20 protein-coding genes are annotated in these 20,439 nt (G+C 73.2%); 9 read left to right on the top strand and 11 right to left on the bottom strand.

All coding sequences use genetic code 11. The features are described from left to right. Position 1: 1 nt before the first annotated feature. The 5 genes from ACZ6TI_RS34035 to ACZ6TI_RS34015 are packed head-to-tail and all read left to right on the top strand — an operon-like array spanning position 2 to position 6,217. Positions 2–1,630: a hypothetical protein gene (locus ACZ6TI_RS34035; protein ID WP_465349311.1), complete on the top strand. Its 1,629-nt coding sequence runs from the start codon at positions 2–4 to the stop codon at positions 1,628–1,630. Further along, complete coding sequence (locus ACZ6TI_RS34030) at positions 1,614–2,534, top strand: glycosyltransferase family 2 protein (protein WP_465349310.1); 921 nt, start codon at positions 1,614–1,616, stop codon at positions 2,532–2,534. Before ACZ6TI_RS34035 ends, ACZ6TI_RS34030 begins: the two co-directional genes overlap by 17 nt. Beyond that, positions 2,527–3,912 (top strand): O-antigen ligase family protein, encoded by a 1,386-nt coding sequence (locus ACZ6TI_RS34025; protein ID WP_465349309.1) that lies wholly within the window; start codon positions 2,527–2,529, stop codon positions 3,910–3,912. The genes ACZ6TI_RS34030 and ACZ6TI_RS34025 overlap by 8 nt, the downstream gene beginning before the upstream one ends. Continuing rightward, entirely contained in the window at positions 3,909–5,330 is a 1,422-nt protein-coding gene (locus tag ACZ6TI_RS34020; RefSeq protein ID WP_465349308.1) for a lipopolysaccharide biosynthesis protein, read from the top strand. The genes ACZ6TI_RS34025 and ACZ6TI_RS34020 overlap by 4 nt, the downstream gene beginning before the upstream one ends. A 59-nt stretch (positions 5,331–5,389) precedes the next feature. Continuing rightward, on the top strand, positions 5,390–6,217 hold the full coding sequence (locus tag ACZ6TI_RS34015; RefSeq protein ID WP_465349483.1) for a sulfotransferase: 828 nt from the start codon (positions 5,390–5,392) through the stop codon (positions 6,215–6,217). Here the strand turns inward: ACZ6TI_RS34015 and ACZ6TI_RS34010 are convergent. The 8 genes from ACZ6TI_RS34010 to ACZ6TI_RS33975 form a co-directional block, all read right to left on the bottom strand. Further along, on the bottom strand, positions 6,195–7,463 hold the full coding sequence (locus tag ACZ6TI_RS34010) for a hypothetical protein (RefSeq protein ID WP_465349307.1): 1,269 nt from the start codon (positions 7,461–7,463) through the stop codon (positions 6,195–6,197). The two genes, ACZ6TI_RS34015 and ACZ6TI_RS34010, sit on opposite strands and share 23 nt — an antisense overlap. Positions 7,464–7,539: 76 nt before the next feature. Continuing rightward, positions 7,540–8,499 (bottom strand): glycoside hydrolase family 16 protein, encoded by a 960-nt coding sequence (locus ACZ6TI_RS34005; protein WP_465349306.1) that lies wholly within the window; start codon positions 8,497–8,499, stop codon positions 7,540–7,542. A 202-nt stretch (positions 8,500–8,701) separates the two neighbouring features. Further along, the gene (locus tag ACZ6TI_RS34000; protein ID WP_465349305.1) at positions 8,702–9,682 is read right to left on the bottom strand and encodes a sensor histidine kinase; all 981 of its coding nucleotides are present in this window, start codon (positions 9,680–9,682) and stop codon (positions 8,702–8,704) included. Then, a complete protein-coding gene (locus ACZ6TI_RS33995) occupies positions 9,675–10,364 on the bottom strand; it encodes a response regulator transcription factor (RefSeq protein WP_465349304.1) in 690 nt (229 codons plus the stop codon). The genes ACZ6TI_RS34000 and ACZ6TI_RS33995 overlap by 8 nt, the downstream gene beginning before the upstream one ends. Positions 10,365–10,410: 46 nt before the next feature. Beyond that, complete coding sequence (locus tag ACZ6TI_RS33990; protein WP_465349303.1) at positions 10,411–11,712, bottom strand: molybdopterin-dependent oxidoreductase; 1,302 nt, start codon at positions 11,710–11,712, stop codon at positions 10,411–10,413. A 56-nt stretch (positions 11,713–11,768) separates the two neighbouring features. After that, a complete protein-coding gene (locus tag ACZ6TI_RS33985; RefSeq protein ID WP_465349302.1) occupies positions 11,769–12,398 on the bottom strand; it encodes a methyltransferase domain-containing protein in 630 nt (209 codons plus the stop codon). Between the two features lie 5 nt (positions 12,399–12,403). Continuing rightward, entirely contained in the window at positions 12,404–13,024 is a 621-nt protein-coding gene (locus tag ACZ6TI_RS33980) for a TIGR04282 family arsenosugar biosynthesis glycosyltransferase (RefSeq protein WP_465349301.1), read from the bottom strand. Beyond that, the gene (locus ACZ6TI_RS33975) at positions 13,021–13,680 is read right to left on the bottom strand and encodes a glycosyltransferase family 2 protein (protein ID WP_465349300.1); all 660 of its coding nucleotides are present in this window, start codon (positions 13,678–13,680) and stop codon (positions 13,021–13,023) included. The genes ACZ6TI_RS33980 and ACZ6TI_RS33975 overlap by 4 nt, the downstream gene beginning before the upstream one ends. Positions 13,681–13,812: 132 nt before the next feature. On the opposite strand from ACZ6TI_RS33975, the gene ACZ6TI_RS33970 reads away from it, so the two are divergent. From ACZ6TI_RS33970 to ACZ6TI_RS33955, 4 genes are read left to right on the top strand one after another with little or no spacing between them, the layout of a single operon-like run. Then, the gene (locus tag ACZ6TI_RS33970; protein ID WP_465349299.1) at positions 13,813–14,856 is read left to right on the top strand and encodes an NAD-dependent epimerase/dehydratase family protein; all 1,044 of its coding nucleotides are present in this window, start codon (positions 13,813–13,815) and stop codon (positions 14,854–14,856) included. Further along, positions 14,853–16,121, top strand: a complete 1,269-nt coding sequence (locus ACZ6TI_RS33965; RefSeq protein WP_465349298.1) for a hypothetical protein — start codon at positions 14,853–14,855, stop codon at positions 16,119–16,121. The genes ACZ6TI_RS33970 and ACZ6TI_RS33965 overlap by 4 nt, the downstream gene beginning before the upstream one ends. A 41-nt stretch (positions 16,122–16,162) precedes the next feature. Continuing rightward, positions 16,163–17,416 carry a hypothetical protein gene (locus tag ACZ6TI_RS33960; RefSeq protein ID WP_465349297.1) on the top strand — a complete coding sequence of 418 codons (1,254 nt, stop codon included), beginning with the start codon at positions 16,163–16,165 and terminating at the stop codon, positions 17,414–17,416. Then, a complete protein-coding gene (locus ACZ6TI_RS33955) occupies positions 17,340–18,029 on the top strand; it encodes a maleylpyruvate isomerase family mycothiol-dependent enzyme (protein ID WP_465349296.1) in 690 nt (229 codons plus the stop codon). Before ACZ6TI_RS33960 ends, ACZ6TI_RS33955 begins: the two co-directional genes overlap by 77 nt. Here the strand turns inward: ACZ6TI_RS33955 and ACZ6TI_RS33950 are convergent. Genes ACZ6TI_RS33950 through ACZ6TI_RS33940 form a run of 3 tightly spaced genes read right to left on the bottom strand, consistent with a single transcriptional unit; the run spans position 17,937 to position 20,434 of the window. Beyond that, positions 17,937–18,878, bottom strand: a complete 942-nt coding sequence (locus tag ACZ6TI_RS33950; protein ID WP_465349295.1) for a VOC family protein — start codon at positions 18,876–18,878, stop codon at positions 17,937–17,939. The two genes, ACZ6TI_RS33955 and ACZ6TI_RS33950, sit on opposite strands and share 93 nt — an antisense overlap. A 49-nt stretch (positions 18,879–18,927) precedes the next feature. Continuing rightward, positions 18,928–19,968 carry a tetratricopeptide repeat protein gene (locus tag ACZ6TI_RS33945; RefSeq protein WP_465349294.1) on the bottom strand — a complete coding sequence of 347 codons (1,041 nt, stop codon included), beginning with the start codon at positions 19,966–19,968 and terminating at the stop codon, positions 18,928–18,930. 58 nt (positions 19,969–20,026) lie between these two features. Beyond that, positions 20,027–20,434 (bottom strand): hypothetical protein, encoded by a 408-nt coding sequence (locus tag ACZ6TI_RS33940; RefSeq protein WP_465349293.1) that lies wholly within the window; start codon positions 20,432–20,434, stop codon positions 20,027–20,029. Between the last annotated feature and the right edge of the window lie 5 nt (positions 20,435–20,439).

The raw sequence follows: 20,439 nt of genomic DNA, 5'->3' as shown, positions 1-20,439 counted from the left end.
CATGGATGTCACTGATTCCGTCGCCGCGAACCGGCAGCGGGTCGTCGGCTTCGCGGACGTCGTACGGATCCCGCAGAGACGCTGGCGCATCGTGCTGGCCACCACCGCGATCGTGCTCGCCGGAGTCCTGGCCTACCTGCTGTTCCTCCCGGCGACGTACACTGCCACCAGCGTGGTCGTGCTGCGCCCGGTGGTGACCGATCCGTTCACCCTGCCGGCCGGCGGCGCCGACCGCGCCATCAACATGACCGCCGAGACCGGCGTGGCGACCGGCAACGAGGTGGTCGACGCGACCGCCAGCACGCTCGGCCGGGACGCCGAGGACGTGCGGGACGCGCTGACCGTCGAGGTGCCCACCGGCGGCGCCGTGCTGCGGTTCGAATACTCCGACACCACCGAGGACCGCGCCGTGCTCGGCGCCAACACCGCGGCGCAGGGCTATCTGCGCGTCCGCCAGGGGATCTATCAGCAGCAGCGGCAGGCACTGCTGCTGTCCTACGACAACTCCATGAAGCAGGTCACCGAGCAGCGCGAGAAGGCGGCGAAGGGGTTGCCCGGCAAGGCCGGCAGCGCCAACGGCACCACCGCGCGCACCCAGGCGATGCTGGACCAGGTCAGCGCCCTGAACAACCAGATCGCCGAGGTCGCCAACCAGCGCGCCAAGATCGCCTCGGCCGACCTCAACCCGGGCGCGGTCACCGCGGCCGCCCGGGCGCCCGTGCCGTCCAGCAAGGACGCCTGGTTGCTCTATGTGCTCGGCGCGCTGTTCGGCGGCGCGCTGCTCGGCACCATCGCGGCGCACGGCCGCGAGGCCCTGGATCGCCGGGTGCGGTCCGTCGAGCAGGCCGCCGACCTGGTCGGGGTGCCCGCGCTCGGCGTGGTGCGCTCGGCCGGCCGGCAGACCGAGGAGGCCGCCGCCGCGGACGCGCGATATGTGTCGCTGGCCCTGCTGAAGTGGATCGACCGGCACCCGGACCAGCCGCTGGTGGTGCTCTCCGGCCGCGATGGCGAGGGCCGCACGACGGTCAGCGGCAACCTCGCGGTGGCGCTCGCCGAGGCCGGCGGCGACGTCTGGCTGGCCGCGCCGCCGGAGAGCCACGAGGAGCTGAAGCGGGTCCTGTTCGCCGCGCAGAAGCGCACGCCGCCGCGCCAGCGCACCATCACGCTGACCGACCCGCCGCCGCCCCCGGACGCCCGCCGCAACGGCTCGCCGCTGCCCGGCGTGACCCGGTTGCCGTTGCGCACCTCGCCGGGACAGCGCGACGACCCCGAGGCGACGATGGTGATGGAACCCGGGAGCGGCAACGCCCCGGTGCTCACACCGGCCAAGCCGGTCGCCAAGCCGTTCCCGGCGGACGTCGACATCGATGCGCTCGGGGTGCTGATCGGCGGCGGCGAGGTGCGGCTGTGCACGCTCGGCGAGGAGCCGCAGTCCGGCGTGGTGGTCATCGACGCGCCGCCCTCGGACACCGACGAGCGCGGCGTACGCGCGGCGCAGAGCGGCGTGGCCGTGCTGGTCGTCGCCCGCGACCGCACCCGCAACCACGAACTGACCAGGCTGGTGGACCGCCTCCGGGCGGCCGGCGCGAAGACGGTCGGGTTCGTGCTGACCGGTGGCCGAGGTGCATAATCCGCCCGCCATCTCGGTCGTCGTCGCGACGAAGGACCGGCCCGGCCTGCTCGAGCGGGCGGTGGCGAGCATCCTGGCGCAGGACTACGCCGGCGAGGTGGAGTGCCTGGTCGTCTTCGACCAGGTGGACCTCCGCGAGTTCGAGGTGCCGTCCGGTCCGGGCCGCAAGCTGCGGTTCCTGTCCAACATCCACCGGCCCGGCCTGCCCGGCGGGCGCAACAGCGGCATCGACGCCGCGTCCGGCGACCTGGTGGCCTTCTGCGACGACGACGACCTGTGGCTGCCGGCGAAGCTGACCCGGCAGGTCGAACTGCTCGCCGATCCGGCGGTCGGGGCGGTCAGTTGCGGGCTGCGGCTGCGCGGTCCGGGCATCGACCGCGAGCGGGTGCTGGACCGCGACCGGGTCACCTTCGACGAGTTCCTCGCCGACCGGGTGATGGAGGTGCACTCCAGCACGCTGCTGGTCCGGCGCGACCTGATCGCCGCGGCGGGCCCGGTGGACGAGGACATCCCGGGCGGCTACAGCGAGGACTACGAGTGGCTGCTGCGCCTGGCCCGGCACACCGACGTGGTGATCTGCCGCGAGGCGCTGGTGGTGGTCGACTGGCACGGCGGATCGTTCTACTTCGGACGGTGGGCGACCATCGTCGACGCCCAGCGCTACCTGCTCGCCAAGCACCCCGAACTGGCCCGCAGCCGCACCGGCCTGGCCCGCATCCGGGGGCAGATCGCCTTCGCGCTGGCCTCCGGCAACCGCCGCACGGAGGCGATCCGCGAGCTGGCCGCGGTCGTCCGGCTCAACCCGCGGGAGAAGAGGATCCCGGTCATCGCGCTGGTGATCCTCGGGCTGATCTCCGGCGAACGCGTGCTGCGCATGGCGCAGAAGCGGGGCCGTGGTGTCTGACGTCGTGACCCGGCGCGGCTCCGCCCCGGTGAAGGCGCGCGCCGTCGCCGAGGTCGAGGAGGGCGTCCTCGACCAGAGCGCCTGGCGGGTCCGCGTGCCTCAGCTGCCGGTGTGGCCGCTGGTCGCGATGTTCACGCTGATGCCGCTCTGGTGGTCGCTCGGCGTGTTCTACATGATCTGGCCGGTCTTCGGCGTCGTGCTCTTCGTGCTGCTCACCACCCGCGGCCGGGTGCTGCGCCCGGCCGGCACCATGCTGTGGCTGATCTTCCTCGGCATCATCGCGGTGAGCGCCATCCGGCTCGAGCACTGGACCTCGGTCTGGCTCTTCGGCCTGCGGTTCGGCCACCTGGTCACGGCCTATCTGGTCGGGCTCTACGTCTACAACCTGGCCCGCGAGGGCACGCCGTGGGCGCGGATCGTCAACCCGCTGCTGGTCTACTGGCTGTGCATGGTGGCGTTCGGCTGGTTCGGCGTGTTCTTCCCGAAGTTCAGCATGCCCAGCCCGTTCCAGATGGTGCTGCCGGACACCATCGCGCACGAGCGCTACATCACCGACATCACCCAGCTCGAGGCGACCGAGTTCAACAAGCTCAGCGCCAACCCGATCTACCGGCCGGCGGCTCCGTTCCCCTATACGAACAACTGGGGCACCGCGTACTGCTTCCTGGTGCCGTTCGTGCTGGCCTGCCTCACGCAGGTGCGGCGGCGCTGGATGCTGGTCGTGCTGCTGGTCTCGCTGCCGCTGTCGTTCGTGCCGGCCTATCTGACGCTGAACCGGGGCATGTTCATCGGCCTCGGCGCCGGCGTGCTCTATCTGCTCGGCCGGGAGATCTCGCGCGGCCGGGTGCGGCTGCTGCTGCCGATCGCGCTGATCGTGCTGACCGGCTGGATCATCACGCTGTTCGTGCCGGTCTACGACCTGATCACCCAGCGCACCTCGACCACCGCCTCGACCCGTGACCGGCTCGATCTCTATCTGCAGACCTGGCACGCGGTGATGAGTTCGCCGCTGCTCGGCTTCGGCCAGCCCAACATGGTGGACACCACCTTCGCCGCCGAGCCGCTGGGCACCCAGGGCATGGTCTGGCAACTGCTCTACAGCCACGGCATCTCGGCCGCGATCTGCTTCTATCTGGTCTTCGCGGTGATCGCCCGGCGGATGTCCGCGGCCGTCTCCGGATCCGGGCTGTGGCTCAGCGCGCTGCCCGTGATCGCGGTGGTGGTGACGCCGTTCTACTCGTTCCTCAGCCCGATCATGTCGGTGCTGTTCTGCGGCATCGGCCTGGGCCTGGCCGCGGTGGACGGCCCGGTCAACCGCGGCGGGCTGCTCGATCCCGGCCTCGCCGACGCGGCTCCGGCCGGTCGGGGCACGGGATGACCGCCGCCCTCACCGAGGCACGGCGCGGCACGCGCAACGGCGCGATCGGGTTGGTCGGCGCGGCCGTCAGCGGCCTGTCCGGCTTCGTGCTCACCGCGGTCCTCACCCGGGGGTACGGCGCGGAGGGCGCGGGTGCGCTCTTCACCGTGATCGGCCTGGTCACGATCGCCGGGGCGGTGTGCTGCCTGGGCGCGGACACCGGCCTGATGTGGGCGATCCCGCGCCGGCCGGCCGCCGACGCGGGCCGTCTCGTGTCGGTCGCCCTGGTGCCCGCCACCGCGCTGGCCGCGATGCTGGCCCTGGCCGGGCCGGCGGTCGCCGACCCGCTGACCCGGGCGCTGTCCCTGCCGGAAACCGGGCTGCTGCGGCTGGCGTTCGCCGGGCTGCCGGTGCTCGTGGCGGCCACCGTGCTGCTCGCCGCGGTGCGCGCGACCCGGCCGGTGGGCGCCTATGTCGCCGTGCAGATGGTGTTCGTTCCGGTGCTGCGGCCGGTGCTGCTGATCCTGGCCGGCGGCGGGCTGCTGCTCGGCTTCGGCGCCTGGCTGCTGCCGATGGCGGTGGCGCTGCTGATCGCGGCGGCCCTCGCGCCCCGGCCGGCGCGACCGGACGGGTGGCGGTCGTTCTGGTCGTTCGCGCTGCCCCGGGCCGGCTCGGTGGCGATCGACGCGAGCAGCATGTGGGTCGGCGTGCTGCTCACCGGCGCGCTGGCCACCCAGGCGGAGGCCGGGGTGTTCGCCGCGGCCGGGCGCTATGCGCTGGCCGGGCTGCTCGTCATGCAGGGCCTGCGGGTGGCGATCGCGCCGCAGCTGTCGCGGTTGCTGAGCGAGTCGCGACGAGCCGAGGCGGCGCAGGTCTATCGCCGCACCACGCTGGCCATCGTGGCGCTGTCCTGGCCGGCGTACCTGATGCTCGCGATCTTCGCTCCGGCCTTTCTCGCGCTGTTCGGGCCGGAGTTCGCCGCCGGGAGCGCGCCGCTCGCCGTGCTGGCGGTGGCGATGCTGGTGAACGTCGGCGTCGGGCTGGTGCAGACCGTGCTGCTGATGAGCGGCAACAGTCGCGGGCACCTGCTCGCCACCGCCTGCGGCCTGGCCCTGAACGTGCTCGCCTGCCTCGTGCTGATCCCGCGGCTGGGCGCGCTCGGCGCGGCGATCGCCTGGTCGCTCGGCATCGTGTGGGAGAACGCGATGGCCGCCGTGCTGGCCCGGCGCGCGCTGGGCGAGTCACTGGTCGCCCGGCCGCTGCTGCTCGCCGCCGCCGGTGTCACCGCCGCCGCCGGTCTGGCCGCCGCGATCGCCCTGCCGCTCGGCGGGCGTGGCCTGCCCGGCCTCGCGATCGCCCTCGCGGTGCTGCTGGCCGGAATGCTGTTGTCGCTGCTGGACGGCCGGGTCCGCGCCCGCCTGCGAAGGGGGATCAGGTGACCGTGAAGGACACCATCAAGGGCGTCGCGCCGCAGCGGGCGCGCGAGGGGCTGCGGCGGATGCTGGTCCGCTACGGCGAGCGCACCAGCGACCAGCGCCCGCTGCCCGACTTCCTGGTGATCGGCACCAAACGCGGCGGCACCACGTCGCTCTGGCGCTACCTGATCCAGCATCCGCTCGTGCCGCGGCTCTTCCCGGCGTGGAACACCAAGACCTCGCACTACTTCGAGGAGAACTACGGGCGCGGCGAGGCGTGGTATCGCTCGCACTTCCCGACCGCCCGCCATCGGACCGTCCTGGAACGCCGGCACGGCGCACCGCCCAAGGCGGGCGAGGCGGCGCCGCTCTACATGTTCCATCCGCTCGCCGCGGAACGGGTGGCGGCGGTGATGCCCCGGGTCCGTCTCGTGGTGCTGCTGCGCGATCCGGTCGAGCGGGCCTATTCGCACTGGAAGGAACGCCGGGGCGAGGGCGTGGAACCGCTCGACTTCGCGGCGGCGCTGGCGGCCGAGCCGTCCCGGACCGCGGGCGAGCGGTCCAAGATGATCGTGGATCCGTGGTATTTCAGCACCGCCTACGACTGGTACGCCTACCGCGAACGCGGCTGCTATCTGGACCACCTCGAGCCGTGGCTGGATCGCTTCGACCCGGCCCAGCTGCTCTTCGTGCCCAGCGAGGTGTTCTATCGCTCCCCGGCGCAGACCTATGCCCGGGTGCTCGAGCACATCGGCCTGCCGCCGCACGACCTGCCCAGCTACGACGTGTTCAACGACCGCCCGAGCCAGGGCATGGATCCCGCGGTGCGCGCCGAGCTCACCGACTTCTATCGCCCGCACAACGCGGCGCTCGCCGAGCGGCTGGGTCTCACCCTGGACTGGGCACGCTGAGCCGCAACCGCTCGGCCAGCACGTGCAGCAGGGCCGGGTGCAGCTTCGGGTTCCAGCCGGCGCCGCCGTGCGACAACTCGTAGGTGCGCAGCCATAACTCGATCAGATAGGCGTCCGCGACGAACCGCTGCCGCGGACCGTCCAGTCCGAGCGCCTGGCCATGCCGCCGCAACGCCTCGTCCACCGCGACCGCGCACTCGGCGGCCGGCCGGCGATGCGTGGACAGCGCCATCTGGAAAGCCTGGTGCGCGAGGTCGAAGCCGACCGGCACGTCGCTGCCGTGATTTTCCCAATCCCAGACCAGCAGCCCGCCGCGGTGCCGCGCCATGTTCCACGGCACCCAGTCGCCGTGCCACTCGCCGAACGCGCACGTGACACCGCCGTCCCGGGCGACCAGCGCGTCGATCGCAGCGTCCACAGTGGGCAGCGCCGGATCCGTTTCGGCGGCGGCCATCGCGCCCCCGGAGGCACGTCGCCGCCAGCTCGCCACCAGCGGCGACCCGTCGACCGGCCGCGGCTCGCCCGGCCGCGCGACCGCCAGCATGGCCGCCGTCCGAGGCGTCGCGGGCCGGTGGATGCGCCGCACCCCGCGCGGCATCGGCTCGATCACCGCGACCTCGCGGCCCTGCCATCGGGTGTGCACCAGCAGCCGCGGCGCGGCCGGGAAATCGCCCTCCGGCGGCGGCAGCGCGGCCAGCGTGGCGGCCTCACTGCGGACCATCGCGCGGGTGCCGTCGTTCCAGCCGATCTTGGCGTACCCGCGCGGGCGGCCGGCGTCGTCGAAGAGCTGCAGGGTCGGCTTGTGGTGCGGGTCGGGCGGGCGGATGCCGATCGCGGCGTGCAGCCGGTCGACGCCGAGCAGACCGGCCAGGTGTTCCCACAGCAGCGGGCCGCCCTCGACGGTCAGCACCGGCGCCCGGGTGACGCCGAGCAGGCCCAGCCGGGCCAGGCCGCCGATCACCGCCCGGGAGGCGCGCACCCTGGGCGGGCGCAGCGCGTTGTAGGCCAGCACCGACGCCGCGGTCACCCGGCGCGAGGCGAGAGGGAGCAGGAATCGGGCGTCGGCCAGCGACGGCACCACCGCGTACCGCAGGGGGGAGGTCTGGTCGCCACCGACCGTGAGCCGCAGCTCGGGGTCGGGGAAAACGGCCCGGGTGACCCACCCGATGCCGTCCTGGCGCGAGCGCGGGTCGCCGCCGGGGAAGTCGGGCTCAGCGGACGACGGCGTGCGCTGGCGGGGGATCACCTGCTAGAGGGTAGGTCACCCGGAAGAAGTAACGACAGGGCCCCGGTGGTGCGGACCGGGACCCTGCCGGGTCACTTCAGCGCTGGTAGACGCGCACGTAGTCGACGACGAAGTCGGCCGGGAAGGCGGTGCTCGCGTCCGGGTCGCCGAGCCAGCCGCCGACCTGGAAGTTGAGCCGGATGTTGTACGGCTTGTGGAAGACCTTGTCGAAGAACGAGGTGGTGGCGCGGTCCCGCGACCACACCCGCACGCCGTCGATGTACCAGGTCAGCGAGTCATTGGTCCACTCGGTCGCATAGGTGTGGAAGCCGTCGCCGGGATAGCCGCCGGCCGGCATCGGGATCCGGGTGTCCTGCTTGACCGGGGAGTAGTCGAGGAAGATCGCGGCGGTGGATTTGTCGTGCCAGCCCGCGCCGCCGGGCAGCTCGGTCACGTCGATCTCGCCGTTGCCGTTGTCCTCCGGCCGCAGCCAGAAGGCCGGCCACAGGCCCTTCGACGTGCCCGGCCTGTTGGGCGACTTGGCGCGCATCTCGAACCGGCCGTAGGTCCACGAGTGCTTGCCGATGGTGTCCAGATATGACTGGGTGAATTGCCGCGTCTGGGAGCTGCAGGTCGCGGTCTCGCGCAGCGCCCGCAGGGTGAGCCGGCCGCCGGTCACGAAGGTGTTCTTCGGGCTGCTCACGTTGCAGCCCTTGTCGATGCTGCGGCCCTCGCCGTTGCGCAGGTTCCACTTGGAGCGGTCGATCGAGCCGCCGTTGAACTCGTCCGACCAGACCACCTTCCAGCCGGACTCGGCGACGGTCTTGGTCTTGGGCCTGGTCGTCGTGGACTTCGGATTCGGGGCGGCCTTTTTCTCCGCTTTGGCCGCAGGGGCCGAGGAAGCCGGTGGCCCGATCACCGGCGCGCTGGGTTCAAGCTGCGGGATCTCCGGCGCGGCGACCAGATCAGGCGCGGCGACCGGATGAGCTCCCGCGACCATCGGCAGCAACGAGGCGGTGAGCACGACCGCGGCGCCCGCCCCGGCGATCGCCAGCACCTGGGCACGACGCCCTGACCGCCGATGGCGGGAAGCATGGGCGGGGGCGTGTGCCCTCGGCAGCATAAAGTTATCGCTTTCTCGGCCGACCGGAAGCATCGCGCGGCCGGGCAGCCGGGCTCTGATGTGGGCAGAGCGTATCGGTGCGCCACCCAAGGTCGCAGCCTCGCGCGGAGATCCCTAAGACGAGCTTAAGGAATCGTCAGGCGGGCGCGGGCAGGCGGATCTCGAACCGGCAGCCGCCGGCCACGTTGCGTACCCGGACGTTGCCGCCCTGTGCCTCCATCAGGCCGCGCACGATCGCCAGGCCCAGCCCACCGGCGCCCGGGCTGCGCGCCGACGAGCCGCGGAAGGCCACCTCGAACACCCGGCCCAGGTCGGCCTCCGGAATGCCGCCGCAGGTGTCCGCCACGGCCAGCCACACGTCGCCGCGGTCGCGGCCGGCCGACACCCACACCGTGCCCCACTCCGGCGTGTAGCGCACCGAGTTGACCAGCAGGTTCGACACCACGCGGGCCAGCTCCGGCTCGCTCGCGGTGACCTCGGGCCAGCCCGACTCGTCGGCGAGCACCCGGATCCGCCGGCTCGCGGCCAGCGGCGCGGTGGTGGCGATCGCGTCCGACACGATGTCCGCCAGCGGAATGGTGGCCGGAGCCAGCCGCAGCGCGCCGGCGTTGATCCGGGACAGCTCGAACAGGTCGTCGACCAGGGTGCTCATCTGATCGACCTGGTCCTTGATGCGGTGGTGGAAGTCGACCACGTGCGCCGGGTCGGACACCACGCCGTCCTCCAGCGCCTCGGCCATCGCGCGCAGGCCGGCCATCGGCGTACGCAGATCGTGCGAGACCCAGGCAATCAGCTCGCGCCGCCCCGCCTCCGCGTTGGCCGCCCAGGTCGCGGCCCGGGCGAGACGCGCGCCGAAGGTCGCGCCCAGCGCCAGGCTGACCAGCGCGGCCGCGGACACCGTCACCAGCACCACCTGCAGGTCGTGCGGGGAGAGGAACATCGCCTGAGCCACCGCGGCGACACCCGCGACCACGGCGCCGACGGTGATCGTCAGCAGCGCGACGATGTGCACGGCGATCGACCGGCCGCGCAGCAGGCGCAGCAGGACTGCGCCGGCCAGGCCCACGACGGCGCCCGCGATCAGCGAATAGAGGCCGATCAGCAGCATGTCACGCATCGGCGGGCTCCGGCTCGTAGCGGTAACCCACGCCCCACACGGTGCGCAACCGCCGCGGTGTCGCCGGATCGGTCTCGATCTTCTCCCGCAGCCGCCGCACGTGCACGGTCACCGTCGACTCGTCGCCGAACTGCCAGCCCCACACCTGTTCCAGCAGCTGCGCCCGGGACCAGGCCCGGCCCGGGTGCCGCAGCAGGAACTCGAGCAGGTCGAACTCGCGCACGGTCAGGCCCAGCTCACGGCCGCCCAGCTCGGCGGTGCGGCGACCGGTGTCCGCGACCAGATCGCCGTCGTGCAGCACGGCCTCCTGGGCGGGCGCGGCTCGCCGCAGCACGCTGCGCACCCGTAGCACCAGCTCGCGCGGCGAGAACGGCTTGGTCACGTAGTCGTCCGCGCCGATCTCCAGCCCGGCCACCCGGTCGGCCTCGTCGCCGAGCGCGGTCAGCATCACCACCGGCAGGTCGGGCCGCCGGGCGCGCAGCCGCCGGCACACCTCGAAGCCGTCCACCGCGCCGAGCATCCGGTCGAGCACCACCAGGTCGGGCGGATCCGCGTCGGCGGCGGCGAGCGCGGCGGGACCGTCGGCGGCCAGGCGCACCTCGCAGCCGTCCTGCTCGAGGTAACGCCGCACCACGTCGCTCACGGTCGGGTCGTCGTCGACGACCAGCACCCGGTGTCCCATCCCGCCACGCTACCCACGTCGCGGCCGCCGGCGTCTAACCATTCCCTTACCGATCCCGCTGCCGGCCGGTTCCGGCCGGGCCGCCGTCCTCGATCGTGATCCGGGCGACCCACTTGGTCTGCAGGACACCCGGCCGGTTGGGGGCGATGAGCCGGGCGGGATAGCCGTGATCCGGATGCAGCGGTCCGCCGTTGAGGCCGAGCGCGATCAGGGTCCAGTCGTCCCGGAGATGCGGCCGGGCCACCGTCGAGATCCGGTAGCGGCCACCCTGCTGCAGTGACTCGATCTCGGCGCTCTCCGGGTCGGCGGCGACCAATGCGGCCAGGTCACGCAGCCGGACGCCGGTCCACGTGCCGGTGGCGCTCCAGCCTTCGACGCAGGCGATCGGCAGCACCACCGTGTGCTGGGGCATCGCCTGCAGATCGGCGAGGGAGAGGGTCGTCTCGCCGGCCGGCCCGGCCACGGTCAGGCGATAGCCGGGGTCGAGGGCGGCGTCCCGCACGCCCGCGCCGGCCGCGGTCTTGTTCACCGGGAGGCGCTGCGGGCCTTCGCTCGGGCGGCGCGGCGCGAGCAGCGAGATCGGCGCCAGGGGTGCGACGGTCTGCCCTACGGTCGTGACGGTGATCACGCCGGCTGCGAGGGCGGTCGCACCCAGCAGCCCACGCCGGCTGATCGCCGCGCTGCCTCTCGGGGCGCAGAGAGGCTCTGCTTCCTCTGAGGAAGCGGGGGGTTCGGCCGTCGTGCTTCCTGCGGGGGAGCAGAGGGGCTCTGCTTCCTCAGAGGAAGCGGCGGTGCCGGTCGGCGGCCGGCGGCTCAGCGCGTCGCGCACGATCGGCAGCTTGACCCCGACGTGGGCGAGCAACCCGCCGATCGTCAGCCACGCCACCCAGTAGTGCGCCGCGGTGAAGAAGAACGGCATCGGGCCATACCAGCGGGCCAGGTTCAGCACGCCGCTGACCAGCTGAAACAGCGAGCCGCCGACCAGCGCCGCGATGCCCAGGCGCTCGATCGCCAGGGCCGGCCCGGGGAACGGCGGCCAGGAGAACAGCTTGGGATAGACCGACCACAGCTTGACCCCGAGCAGCGGGACCGACGCCAGGCCGGTGGCCACGTGCAGGCCCTGCGTCACGCGGTAGAGATCGGCCGGGCGCGACGGCCACCAGAACCACCCCGGCGGGTGCTGGATCAGGTGGCTGAGCAGGCCGGTGAGGAAGCAGATGGTGAACGCGACGGCCAGCGCCAGCCCGACCTGGCTGGTCAGCCGCGTCGACCGCACCTCCGACGTGAACGCGCCCTCGCGGAACGGCCCGCGCCGGACGGTCTCCGGCGGGTCCATCAACCAGGCCACCGCCCGCCGCACCTTCGGCTCGACGGGTGCGGGCGAAGAGTCGCCGGCATCGTGTCCTACCGGCTCAGGGTGGCGAACCATCGCCCGGCCTCCGTCCAGGTCTCCAGCACCCGCAGGCCGGCCCGAGCGGCCGGCGCGGCCACGTCGTCGACCGCCACCACCGCCCACCGCAACGTCCCGGCCTCGTCGCCGTCGCTGAGCGTGGCCTCGCCGGCCCAGCCGACGACACCCGGCGGTTGCAGCTCCACGTGGATCTCGCCGGCCGCGGCGATCAGCTCACCGCATCGGGTCAGCAGCCGCGCCGGGTCACCACCGATGCCGATGTTCCCGTCGGCCAGCAGCAGGTGACGCCACCGCCCCTCGCCGGGCGTCTGGTCGAAAACGTCGCGGCGCAGCGCGATCGCACCGCGCCGCCGGGCCAGCCGCACCGCGGTGGCGCTGATGTCGACGCCCAGCGCCGGCACCCCCCGGCGCAGCAGCGCGGCGGTCAGCCGCCCGGGCCCGCATCCGACGTCCAGCGCCGGCCCGGCGCAGCGCTTCAGCAGCCCGGCGTCGCCCGGCAGGCGACGCCGGCACCAGTTCGCGGCATCCATGCGCACCGGACCTCCCAGGTCGCCGGAGAGCGTCAGCACGCCGGACCCGCCGACGGCGGCGCCGGCCAGCGTGCGGTCGAACACAGAGAGCACGCCGATCACCCACGGACCAGCATCGGGACGGCCGCCGCGAACCGGCTGGCCGGCGCGCACAGCTCGGCCACCTCGACCGCGTCGGCGGCGGTGTCCACATCCTGCAAGGTCGGCAGCAGAGCGACCCGCAGACCGCGCGAGCGCAGCGCGGCCAGCGTCAACGCCCCGGTGTCGGCGGTCGACGTCGGAATGTCCCGCAACACCTCGGCGTGCGTCGTGTCGCGCAGCCCCAGCGCCCACCACCCACCGTCGAAAGCCGGCCCGAACACCGCGTCGGCGCCCGCCAGCAGGTCCGTGGCCTCGCCCAGCATCGCCGGGGTGAGCTGCGGAGTGTCCATGCCGACCAGCAGGGCCGGCATCCGCGCGGACAGAAAGGCGTTGGCCAATCGCGAAGGCAGTCCGGATCCCCGCTGTGGCAGACGGTTCCAGCCGCGCGGCGCCGGGTGGTCGCCGTCCACCACCAGGGTGCGACCGGCGGCGAGCGTGGCGCCGACCGCGTCGAGCGTGTCGGCCAGCGCGGCGGCCGCGATCCGCGCCGCCTCCTCGGGCGTGCACGGTGGACAGAGCCGGGTCTTCACCCGGCCCGGCACCGGCGTCTTGGCCAGCACCAGCAGGTGGGTCCTCATCGGGCCAGCACCCCCGCCATGTCGCGGATCGCGCGGGCCGTGCCGCGCACCGAGCCGGTCACCTTGGAGTGAGTGCCGGCCGCTCGGGGCGCATATCGCACGTCGACCTCGGTCACCCGCAAGCCCGCGCGGCCGGCCGCGACCAGCAGCTCCAGCGGGTATCCGAAGCGCCGGTCCCGCAGGTCGAGCGCCAGCAGGGCATCGCGGCGGGCGGCGCGCATCGGCGCGATGTCGTGCACCGGCAGGCCGGTCGTGCGGCGGATCCGCCGGGCCAGCAGCGCGTTGCCGAGGCGTGCGTGCAGCGGCCAGGCGTCCCGGCTCACCGGCCGGCGGCGGCCCACCGCGAGGTCGGCCCGCCCGGCGCGCACCGGGTCGGCGACCAGCGGCAGCTGCGCCGGGTCGAACGAGCCGTCCGCGTCCATCACGCACACCACGCCGTCGGCCGGATCGGCGGCGAGCAGCCCGGCGTGCACCGCGGCGCCGTAGCCGGGCTGGGCCACGTGCACCACGCGGGCGCCGAGGGCCCGGGCGACCTCCGGTGATCCGTCGGTGGATCCGTTGTCGGCCACGATCGGCCGGTATCCGTCCGGCATCCGGGCGAGCAGCCACGGCAGCGCCGGCGCCTCGTCCAGGCAGGGCAACACCACATCGGTCATCCCCGAAACCTAAGCCCGCCGCCCGGCTGGAAACCCTTACAGAACACGGACATCCGCGCGGGTCCTTACGGAAGTCTGACGGCCGCCCGGAATCGGTCGCCAAGTCCGGCCGACCGGCCTACGGTCGGCGGCGTGACCCACATTCTCGTGACCGGCGGCGCCGGCTTCATCGGCTCCCACGTGACGGCCGCCCTGCTCGACGCGGGCCACGACGTGTCCGTGCTCGACCTGGGCCACCCCGCCGCGCATCGCTCGCCGCCGCCCGGCGAGGTCCGCGGCGTGCCGGTGCTCAGGGCGGACGTGCGTGACCCGGTGGCGGTCGAGGCGGCGCTGCGCGGTGTCGACGTGGTGGCGCATCAGGCCGCCATGGTCGGGCTCGGCGTCGACCTGGACGACCTCCCGGACTACGTGTCGTGCAACGACCTCGGCACCGCCGTCCTGCTGTCCGCGATGGCCCGCGCCGGGGTGCGCCGCCTGGTGCTGGCCAGCTCGATGGTGGTCTACGGCGAGGGCGCCTACCGCTGCGCCGACCACGGCCCGGTGCGTCCCGCCGCCCGCCCGGCCGGCGAGCTGGCCGAGGGACGCTTCGAACCGCCGTGCCCGATCTGCCGCCGGCCGCTCATCCCCGCGCTGGTGGACGAGGAGGCGATGCTCGATCCGCGCAGTGTCTACGCCGCCACGAAGCTCGCCCAGGAGCACCTGAGCGCGGCGTGGGCCCGGCAGCTCGGCGGATCGGTGGCGGCGCTGCGCTACCACAACGTCTACGGTCCGGGCATGCCGCGGGACACGCCGTACAGCGGGGTGGCAGCGATCTTCCGGTCCGCGTGCGAGGCCGGCCGGTCGCCGCGGGTGTTCGAGGACGGCCGGCAACAACGCGATTTCGTGCACGTGGCGGACGTGGCTCGGGCCAACGTCGCGGCGGCCGAGGCGGGGGCGGCGGGCTTCCGGGCGTACAACGTGGCCTCGGGCCGGATCACCACCGTGGGGGAGATGGCGACGGCCCTGACCACCGCGATGGCCGCCCCCGCCCCGATCGTGACCGGCGAGTTCCGGCTCGGCGACGTGCGGCACGTGGTCGCCTCGCCCGCGCGCGCCACCGCCGAGCTCGGCTTCCGCGCCACCGTGGGCCTGGAGACCGGCGTCCGTGAGTTCGCCACCGCCCCGCTGCGCGGATGACCGTTGGCCTCGAGTCCCGGACCGATCAGAAAGGCCGGCGGCGCGATCTGGCGGCGGCCGGGGGAGCGGTCGCGCTGGTCGCCGCGGCCGCGGTCACCGGCGGGTTGCTCTATCTGGCAGGCCGACCGGTACGCGCCAGCTCGGCCCCGCTCTTCGCGCACTGGCTCCCGCACGTCGGCCCCGGCACCCCGGCCGCGGTGGCGATCGCGATCCTCCTCGCGTGGCACGGCATCGCCCTGGCCGAGGTGCTGCCGTGGCGCCGCCTGCTGGCCGCGGGCTATGCCGCCGCGGTGGCCTGGATTCTCGCCCTGGCCCTCGTCGACGGCTGGCAACGCGGCTTCGCCGGCCGCCTGACCACCGAGTTCGAATATCTGTCCGATGTAGACAGGTGGACGTCACTGGGGAGTTTCACCGACGGCATCGTCCAGGGCTGGACCACGCATGTGGCCGGCCACCCGCCCGGCGCGCTGCTGGTCTTCGTCGCGTTGGACCGGATCGGCCTGGGCGGGGGAGCCTGGGCCGCGCTCGTCTGCGTGCTCGGCGGCGGCCTGATCGCGGTCGCCGTGCCGGTGACGTTGCGAGCTTTGCAGGACGAGGCGGCCGCCCGCGCCGCGCTGCCGTTCGTCGTGCTGTTCCCGGGCGCGGTCTGGATGGGCGTTTCCGCCGACGGCCTCTTCGCCGGGGTGACCGCCACCGGCATCGCGCTGGTCGCCCTCGGCAGCCGCCGGGCCGCGCTGGCCGGCGGCCTCGTGCTGGGCTTCGGCATCTTCCTGTCCTACGGCCTGATCCTGCTGGCGCCACTCGCGCTGGTGGCGGTCCGCCGTCGCACGTTCCCCTTCGCGCTGCTCGGCGCGGTGGCGGTGGTGGTCGCGTTCGCGGCGGCCGGATTCTGGTGGTGGGACGGCTATCAACTCGTCCAGATCCGCTATCACGACGGGCTCGCGGCGCTGCGGCCGTACCCCTATTGGGTTTGGGCGAACCTCGCGGCCCTGACCCTCTGCGCGGGCCCGGCGGTCGCGCCCATGCTGCGGCGCGCGATCCGCGCGCCGCGCACCAACCTGGTCGTGCTCGCCGCCCTCGCCGCGATCGTCGCGGCCGATCTCTCCGGGCTCAGCAAGGCCGAGACCGAGCGGATCTGGCTGCCGTTCGCGGTGTGGCTGCCGGCCGCGGCGGCCCTCCTCCCCGAGGAGAGCCGTCGCGGCTGGCTCATCGCCCAGGCCGGCACCGCACTGCTCGTCAACCATCTGCTGCTGACGACCTGGTAGCGCCCGCTGCCCGCATTGCGCACGGTGTCTACGCTCTGCGCGTGCGGCTTCTGCGGGCGATTCTCGCCCTGGCCATCGGGCTGGGCGCGCTGATCGCGGCGGTCCGGCTGGTCGGTCCCGCCGACGACCCTGCTGCGGTACGCCGTCAGCTCGCGTTCCTGCGGTCCGCGCTCGAATCGGGCTCGGCGGAGGACGCCCAGGCGCTGTTCCCCGAGGGCTACTTCTTCTCGTACGTGCTCTACGGCCTCACCCAGGTCGACCTGGGCCTGTCTTCGCCACCCGCGGAGCGCGGCGACGAACTGCGCGAGGCTCGGTGGGCGCTGGCCGCCGTGGACACGCCGGCCGGTCGGGCGCCGTTCGACGCGTCGCTGACCCCGGCCTACGGCGTCTTCTATCGCGGCTGGACGAATTGGCTGCGTGGTGGCGTGCTGTCGCTTTCACCGTCGCCGGCGGACGCGGCCCGCTTCCAGGCGGACTCGGCCGACATCGCCGCGGCTTTCTCCGCCGGTTCGTCGCCCTTTCTGGCCGCGTACCCGGGTCAGTCCTGGCCGGTCGACTCGACCGTCGCGATCGCCTCGCTGCGCCTGCACGACAAGCTCTTCCCGCCGCGCTATGCGGCGACCGTCGCGCGGTGGCTCACCGACACCTGGCAGCGTCTCGACCCGTCGACCGGGCTGCTGCCGCATCGCTCCGACGTGGGCACCGGCGCGCCGATCGAGGTGGCGCGCGGCACCTCGCAGAGCATGATCCAGCGCTTCCTCGTGGACATCGACCCGGCCTTCGCGGCGCAGCAGTGGCTGGTCTTCCGCGAGCGGTTCCGGCCGTGGGGCCCGGCGATCCGGGAGTTCCCGTCGGGCGTCTCGGGGGCCGGCGACGTCGACTCGGGCCCTCTCGTGCTGGGCGTCAGCCTCTCCGCGACGGCGGTGACGATGGGCGCGGCCCGGGTGCAGGGCGACACCCGGCTGGCCTCGTCGCTGGCGAACGCCGCCGACGTGGCCGGCGTGCCGATCGACACCCTGCGAACGCGGCGCTATGCCGGCGGCGCTCTGCCGATCGGCGACACGTTCGTGGCCTGGTCCAAGACCGCCCGGCCCTGGGTCAGCCCGCCGCTCTCCGCCCCCGCGCCGGACCTGACCCGGTGGTGGCGCCTGCCGGTGCTGCTGATCCTCGTCGGCATCATCGCCCTCTGCGGGTGGCGACTGTGGCAGGGTCTGCGGCATGCAGCCGACGCACCAGATCTACCGCTCCTGGCTCGCCGCCGAGGGGCGGGCACTGGCCGCCGCGCTGGCGGGTGACCCGAGTGCCCCGGTGCCGAGCTGCCCCGGCTGGACGGTCGCCGACCTGACGGCGCACGTCGGCAGCTTTCATCACTGGGCAGCCGACCTGATCCAGGACGCCGCGCCCTCGCCGCGGATGCCCTATTCGCTCACGCCCGACCCCGGCATGACGCTCGCCGAGTGGTACCTGGTGAGTCTCGAGCACCTGCTGACCGCGATCGACTCGACCGATCCGGCCACTCCGATGTGGACTGTTTGCGTGCAACAGCGGGCCGGCGCGTGGTGCGCGCGGCAGGCCCACGACCTGACCATCCACCGATGGGATGCGCAGAACGCTCGCGGGTCGGCGCAGCCGATCGCCGCGGAGCAGGCGGCCGCGCTCATCGACGAGCTGTTCGAGTCGGCGTTGCCCCATCTGCTGCCGTTTCTCGGCCGATCCGCGCCGGAGCACACGCTGGCGCTGAGATCGACCGACGGCGCCTACTCCCGCGGTGCCGGGCCGTCCGACGCCACCCTGACCGGCACCGCCTCCGACCTGCTACTGGCCCTCTGGCGCCGGGACAACGCGGCCGTCCTGACCGGCGACCCCGCCGTGCTGGCCGCCTGGCAGCAGGCCGTCGACGGTGCCTAGCCGTCCGCGGATCTCCCGGGCCAGGGCGGCCTGGCCCTCCTCGGTGACGTCGATGACGCCGTTCTCGTGCATGACGGCGTGGAACTGCTGCTTCTCGTAGGGGACGCCCGGCGGCAGCGGGGCCAGGTGCCAGTGCAGGTGGGCGTTGCCCTGCTGAGAGCCCATGCTCATCGAGTACATCCGTTCGGTCGGCACCACTGCCGCGACCGCCCGGGCGACCCGGTGCACGACGGTCTGGAAGCGGGCGAACTCCGCCGGCTCCATCTCGTCCACCCAGCTCTCGACGTGCCGCTTTGGCGCGACCAGGCAATACCCGAGCAGCGTCGGGCTCATGGCCAGAAACGCGATGGTGTCGTCATCCTCAAAGACCAGGTGATGGCGGTAGTCGGGATGCCCGTCCAGAATCGCGCAGACGAAGCAGGGCCCTTCGCGTACCCGTCGCTCGTAGGTCTTGAAGTCGAATGCCGGGTGCGGGACGAGAACGCAGAACTCGTTGCCGTCCGGATCGGCCATCACCACCCAGCTGACGTCCGGCCCCTGACCCACGTCGGTGCGGCGAGCGCCGAGCCCTTCGAGGCGGGCGACCTCGGCGGCCTGATCGCCGGGACGCAGATCGAGGTGCAGGCGGTTCCGGCCGGCCTTCTCCTCGGGCACGCGCACGAACAGCAGATCCGGCACGACCCCGTCCTCGGGACTGCCGGCCGGCGGCTCGAGCACCACCTCGTCGTGGCGCTCGAAGGTGCGCCGCCAACCGAGCGCGGCCTGCCAGAAGTCGGCCAGGCGAGACGGCCCGGTGGTGCCGACCACGAGACACTGGACGCGGAGCTGCGGGCCGGGTTCCTGTTCCACGCCCGGCATGTTCCCACGTTCCTGCTCGTTCGGGCCCGCCGACAGCCGGTCAGCTCGCCGCCGGCAGATCCTCGTCCGGCTCGATCCAGTCCCGGATCTCCTCCACCTCGGTCCGGCCCTGGTCGAGCAGTCGTTGCACGTCATCGAGCAGCGCCCGCATCTCGTCCTGACTTCCACGCAGGTCGGCGGCGTAGTAACGGAGGCGCAACGTCTCGACGTGCTCCGCGCCGTGCACCCGGCCGGAGCGAACGGCGAGTTCCTCGATCCGGGTCCGGGCCTCGTCGAGCCGGTCCACGTCCATCAGCCAGCCGGCGAGCTTGAACTCCACGTCCAGCGTCAGCGGCTCGTCGGGTCCGAGGTGGCCCGCGCAGTCGTCGAGGAGGGCGCGGAGCCGGTCCACCGCGACGCCCGGCGACTCGGTCTCGCCGAGCAGGGAGGCGAGCAGCAGGCGGGTGTTCAGGGTGTCCCGCTCCATCGGGCCGACGACCCGTTCGTAGTCGGCGATCAGATCCCGCAGGACAGCGACGGCTTCATCGAGGTCGCCGGTCGCGGCCGAGAACTCCGCGATGCCGTGCCGGCTCGCCAGCGAGTTCAGATGGTCGGGCCCGGCCACCCGCCGCCACACGGTTTCCAGGTCGCGCATGTCCGCGAGCGCGCGTTCGCTGTCCCCGGTGCGGTGCCGGGCCCAGGCGAGGTTGTTCCGCACCTTCAGGGTGTCGGGATGCTCGGGACCGAGACGGTCGATCGCGTCCGGCAACAGACTCTCCCAGTAGGCGAGGGCGGCGAGCGGCAGTCCCTGCGGCGTCAGGCTGTTGCCCGCCCGGAACACGACCTGGTGCAGCTCGCCGCCCTGCCAGATCGCGTCCCCGGCGTGCCGGCGCAGCGCGTCCGTGGCGGCTCGCAGCTCGCTGACGAGGGCGATGTCACGGTCCACCTCGGGCCAGACCTGCAGCAGCGCGTCCGCCGCCGCCCGGGCGGTCTCGGGGCCGGCCTGGACCGCGTCGGTGGTGAAGAGAGATGGCGGAATCCCGTGTGGACTGAGGAGAGCGGTCAGTTCGTCGTCCGGGTTCTCCCCGGAGGGGTATGCCATGACTGACTGTAGGCACATGATCGCCTTGCGTAGAAGGCGTCCGAATTTCGGGAAATGGTCAAGCGCCGGCGGCGACCAGGCCGATGCCGGCGCCGGCCAGGCCCACGGTCAGGAAGGCCGCACCGGTCCAGAGCAGGGCCATGAAGCCGTTCGGCTTCTGCGGGTCCTTGCCGATCACCGACAGGAAGAAGCCGGCCGGCATCAGGATCGCCGCCACCAGCACCCCGAAGGACAGGGTCGCCCACAGCGCGCCGATGCCGGCCAGCTCCGCATAGAGCTGCACCACCAGGCCCAGGATGACCAGCACTCCGGCGTGCGCGTGCCCGGCCCGGAAGAAGGACTTCTGCAAGTCGTTCGCGGGCACGCCGCCGCCGAAGACGCGGAGCAGGAAGGTGCCGCCGAAGGCGATGCCGATCACGGTGAGCAGCACCACCCCGGCGACGATCTGGTGCACGTTGTCGACCATGCACC

This window comes from Actinoplanes sp. NPDC051388 (genome assembly GCF_055586225.1).
This window is presented reverse-complemented; position numbering and strand designations above follow the sequence as displayed.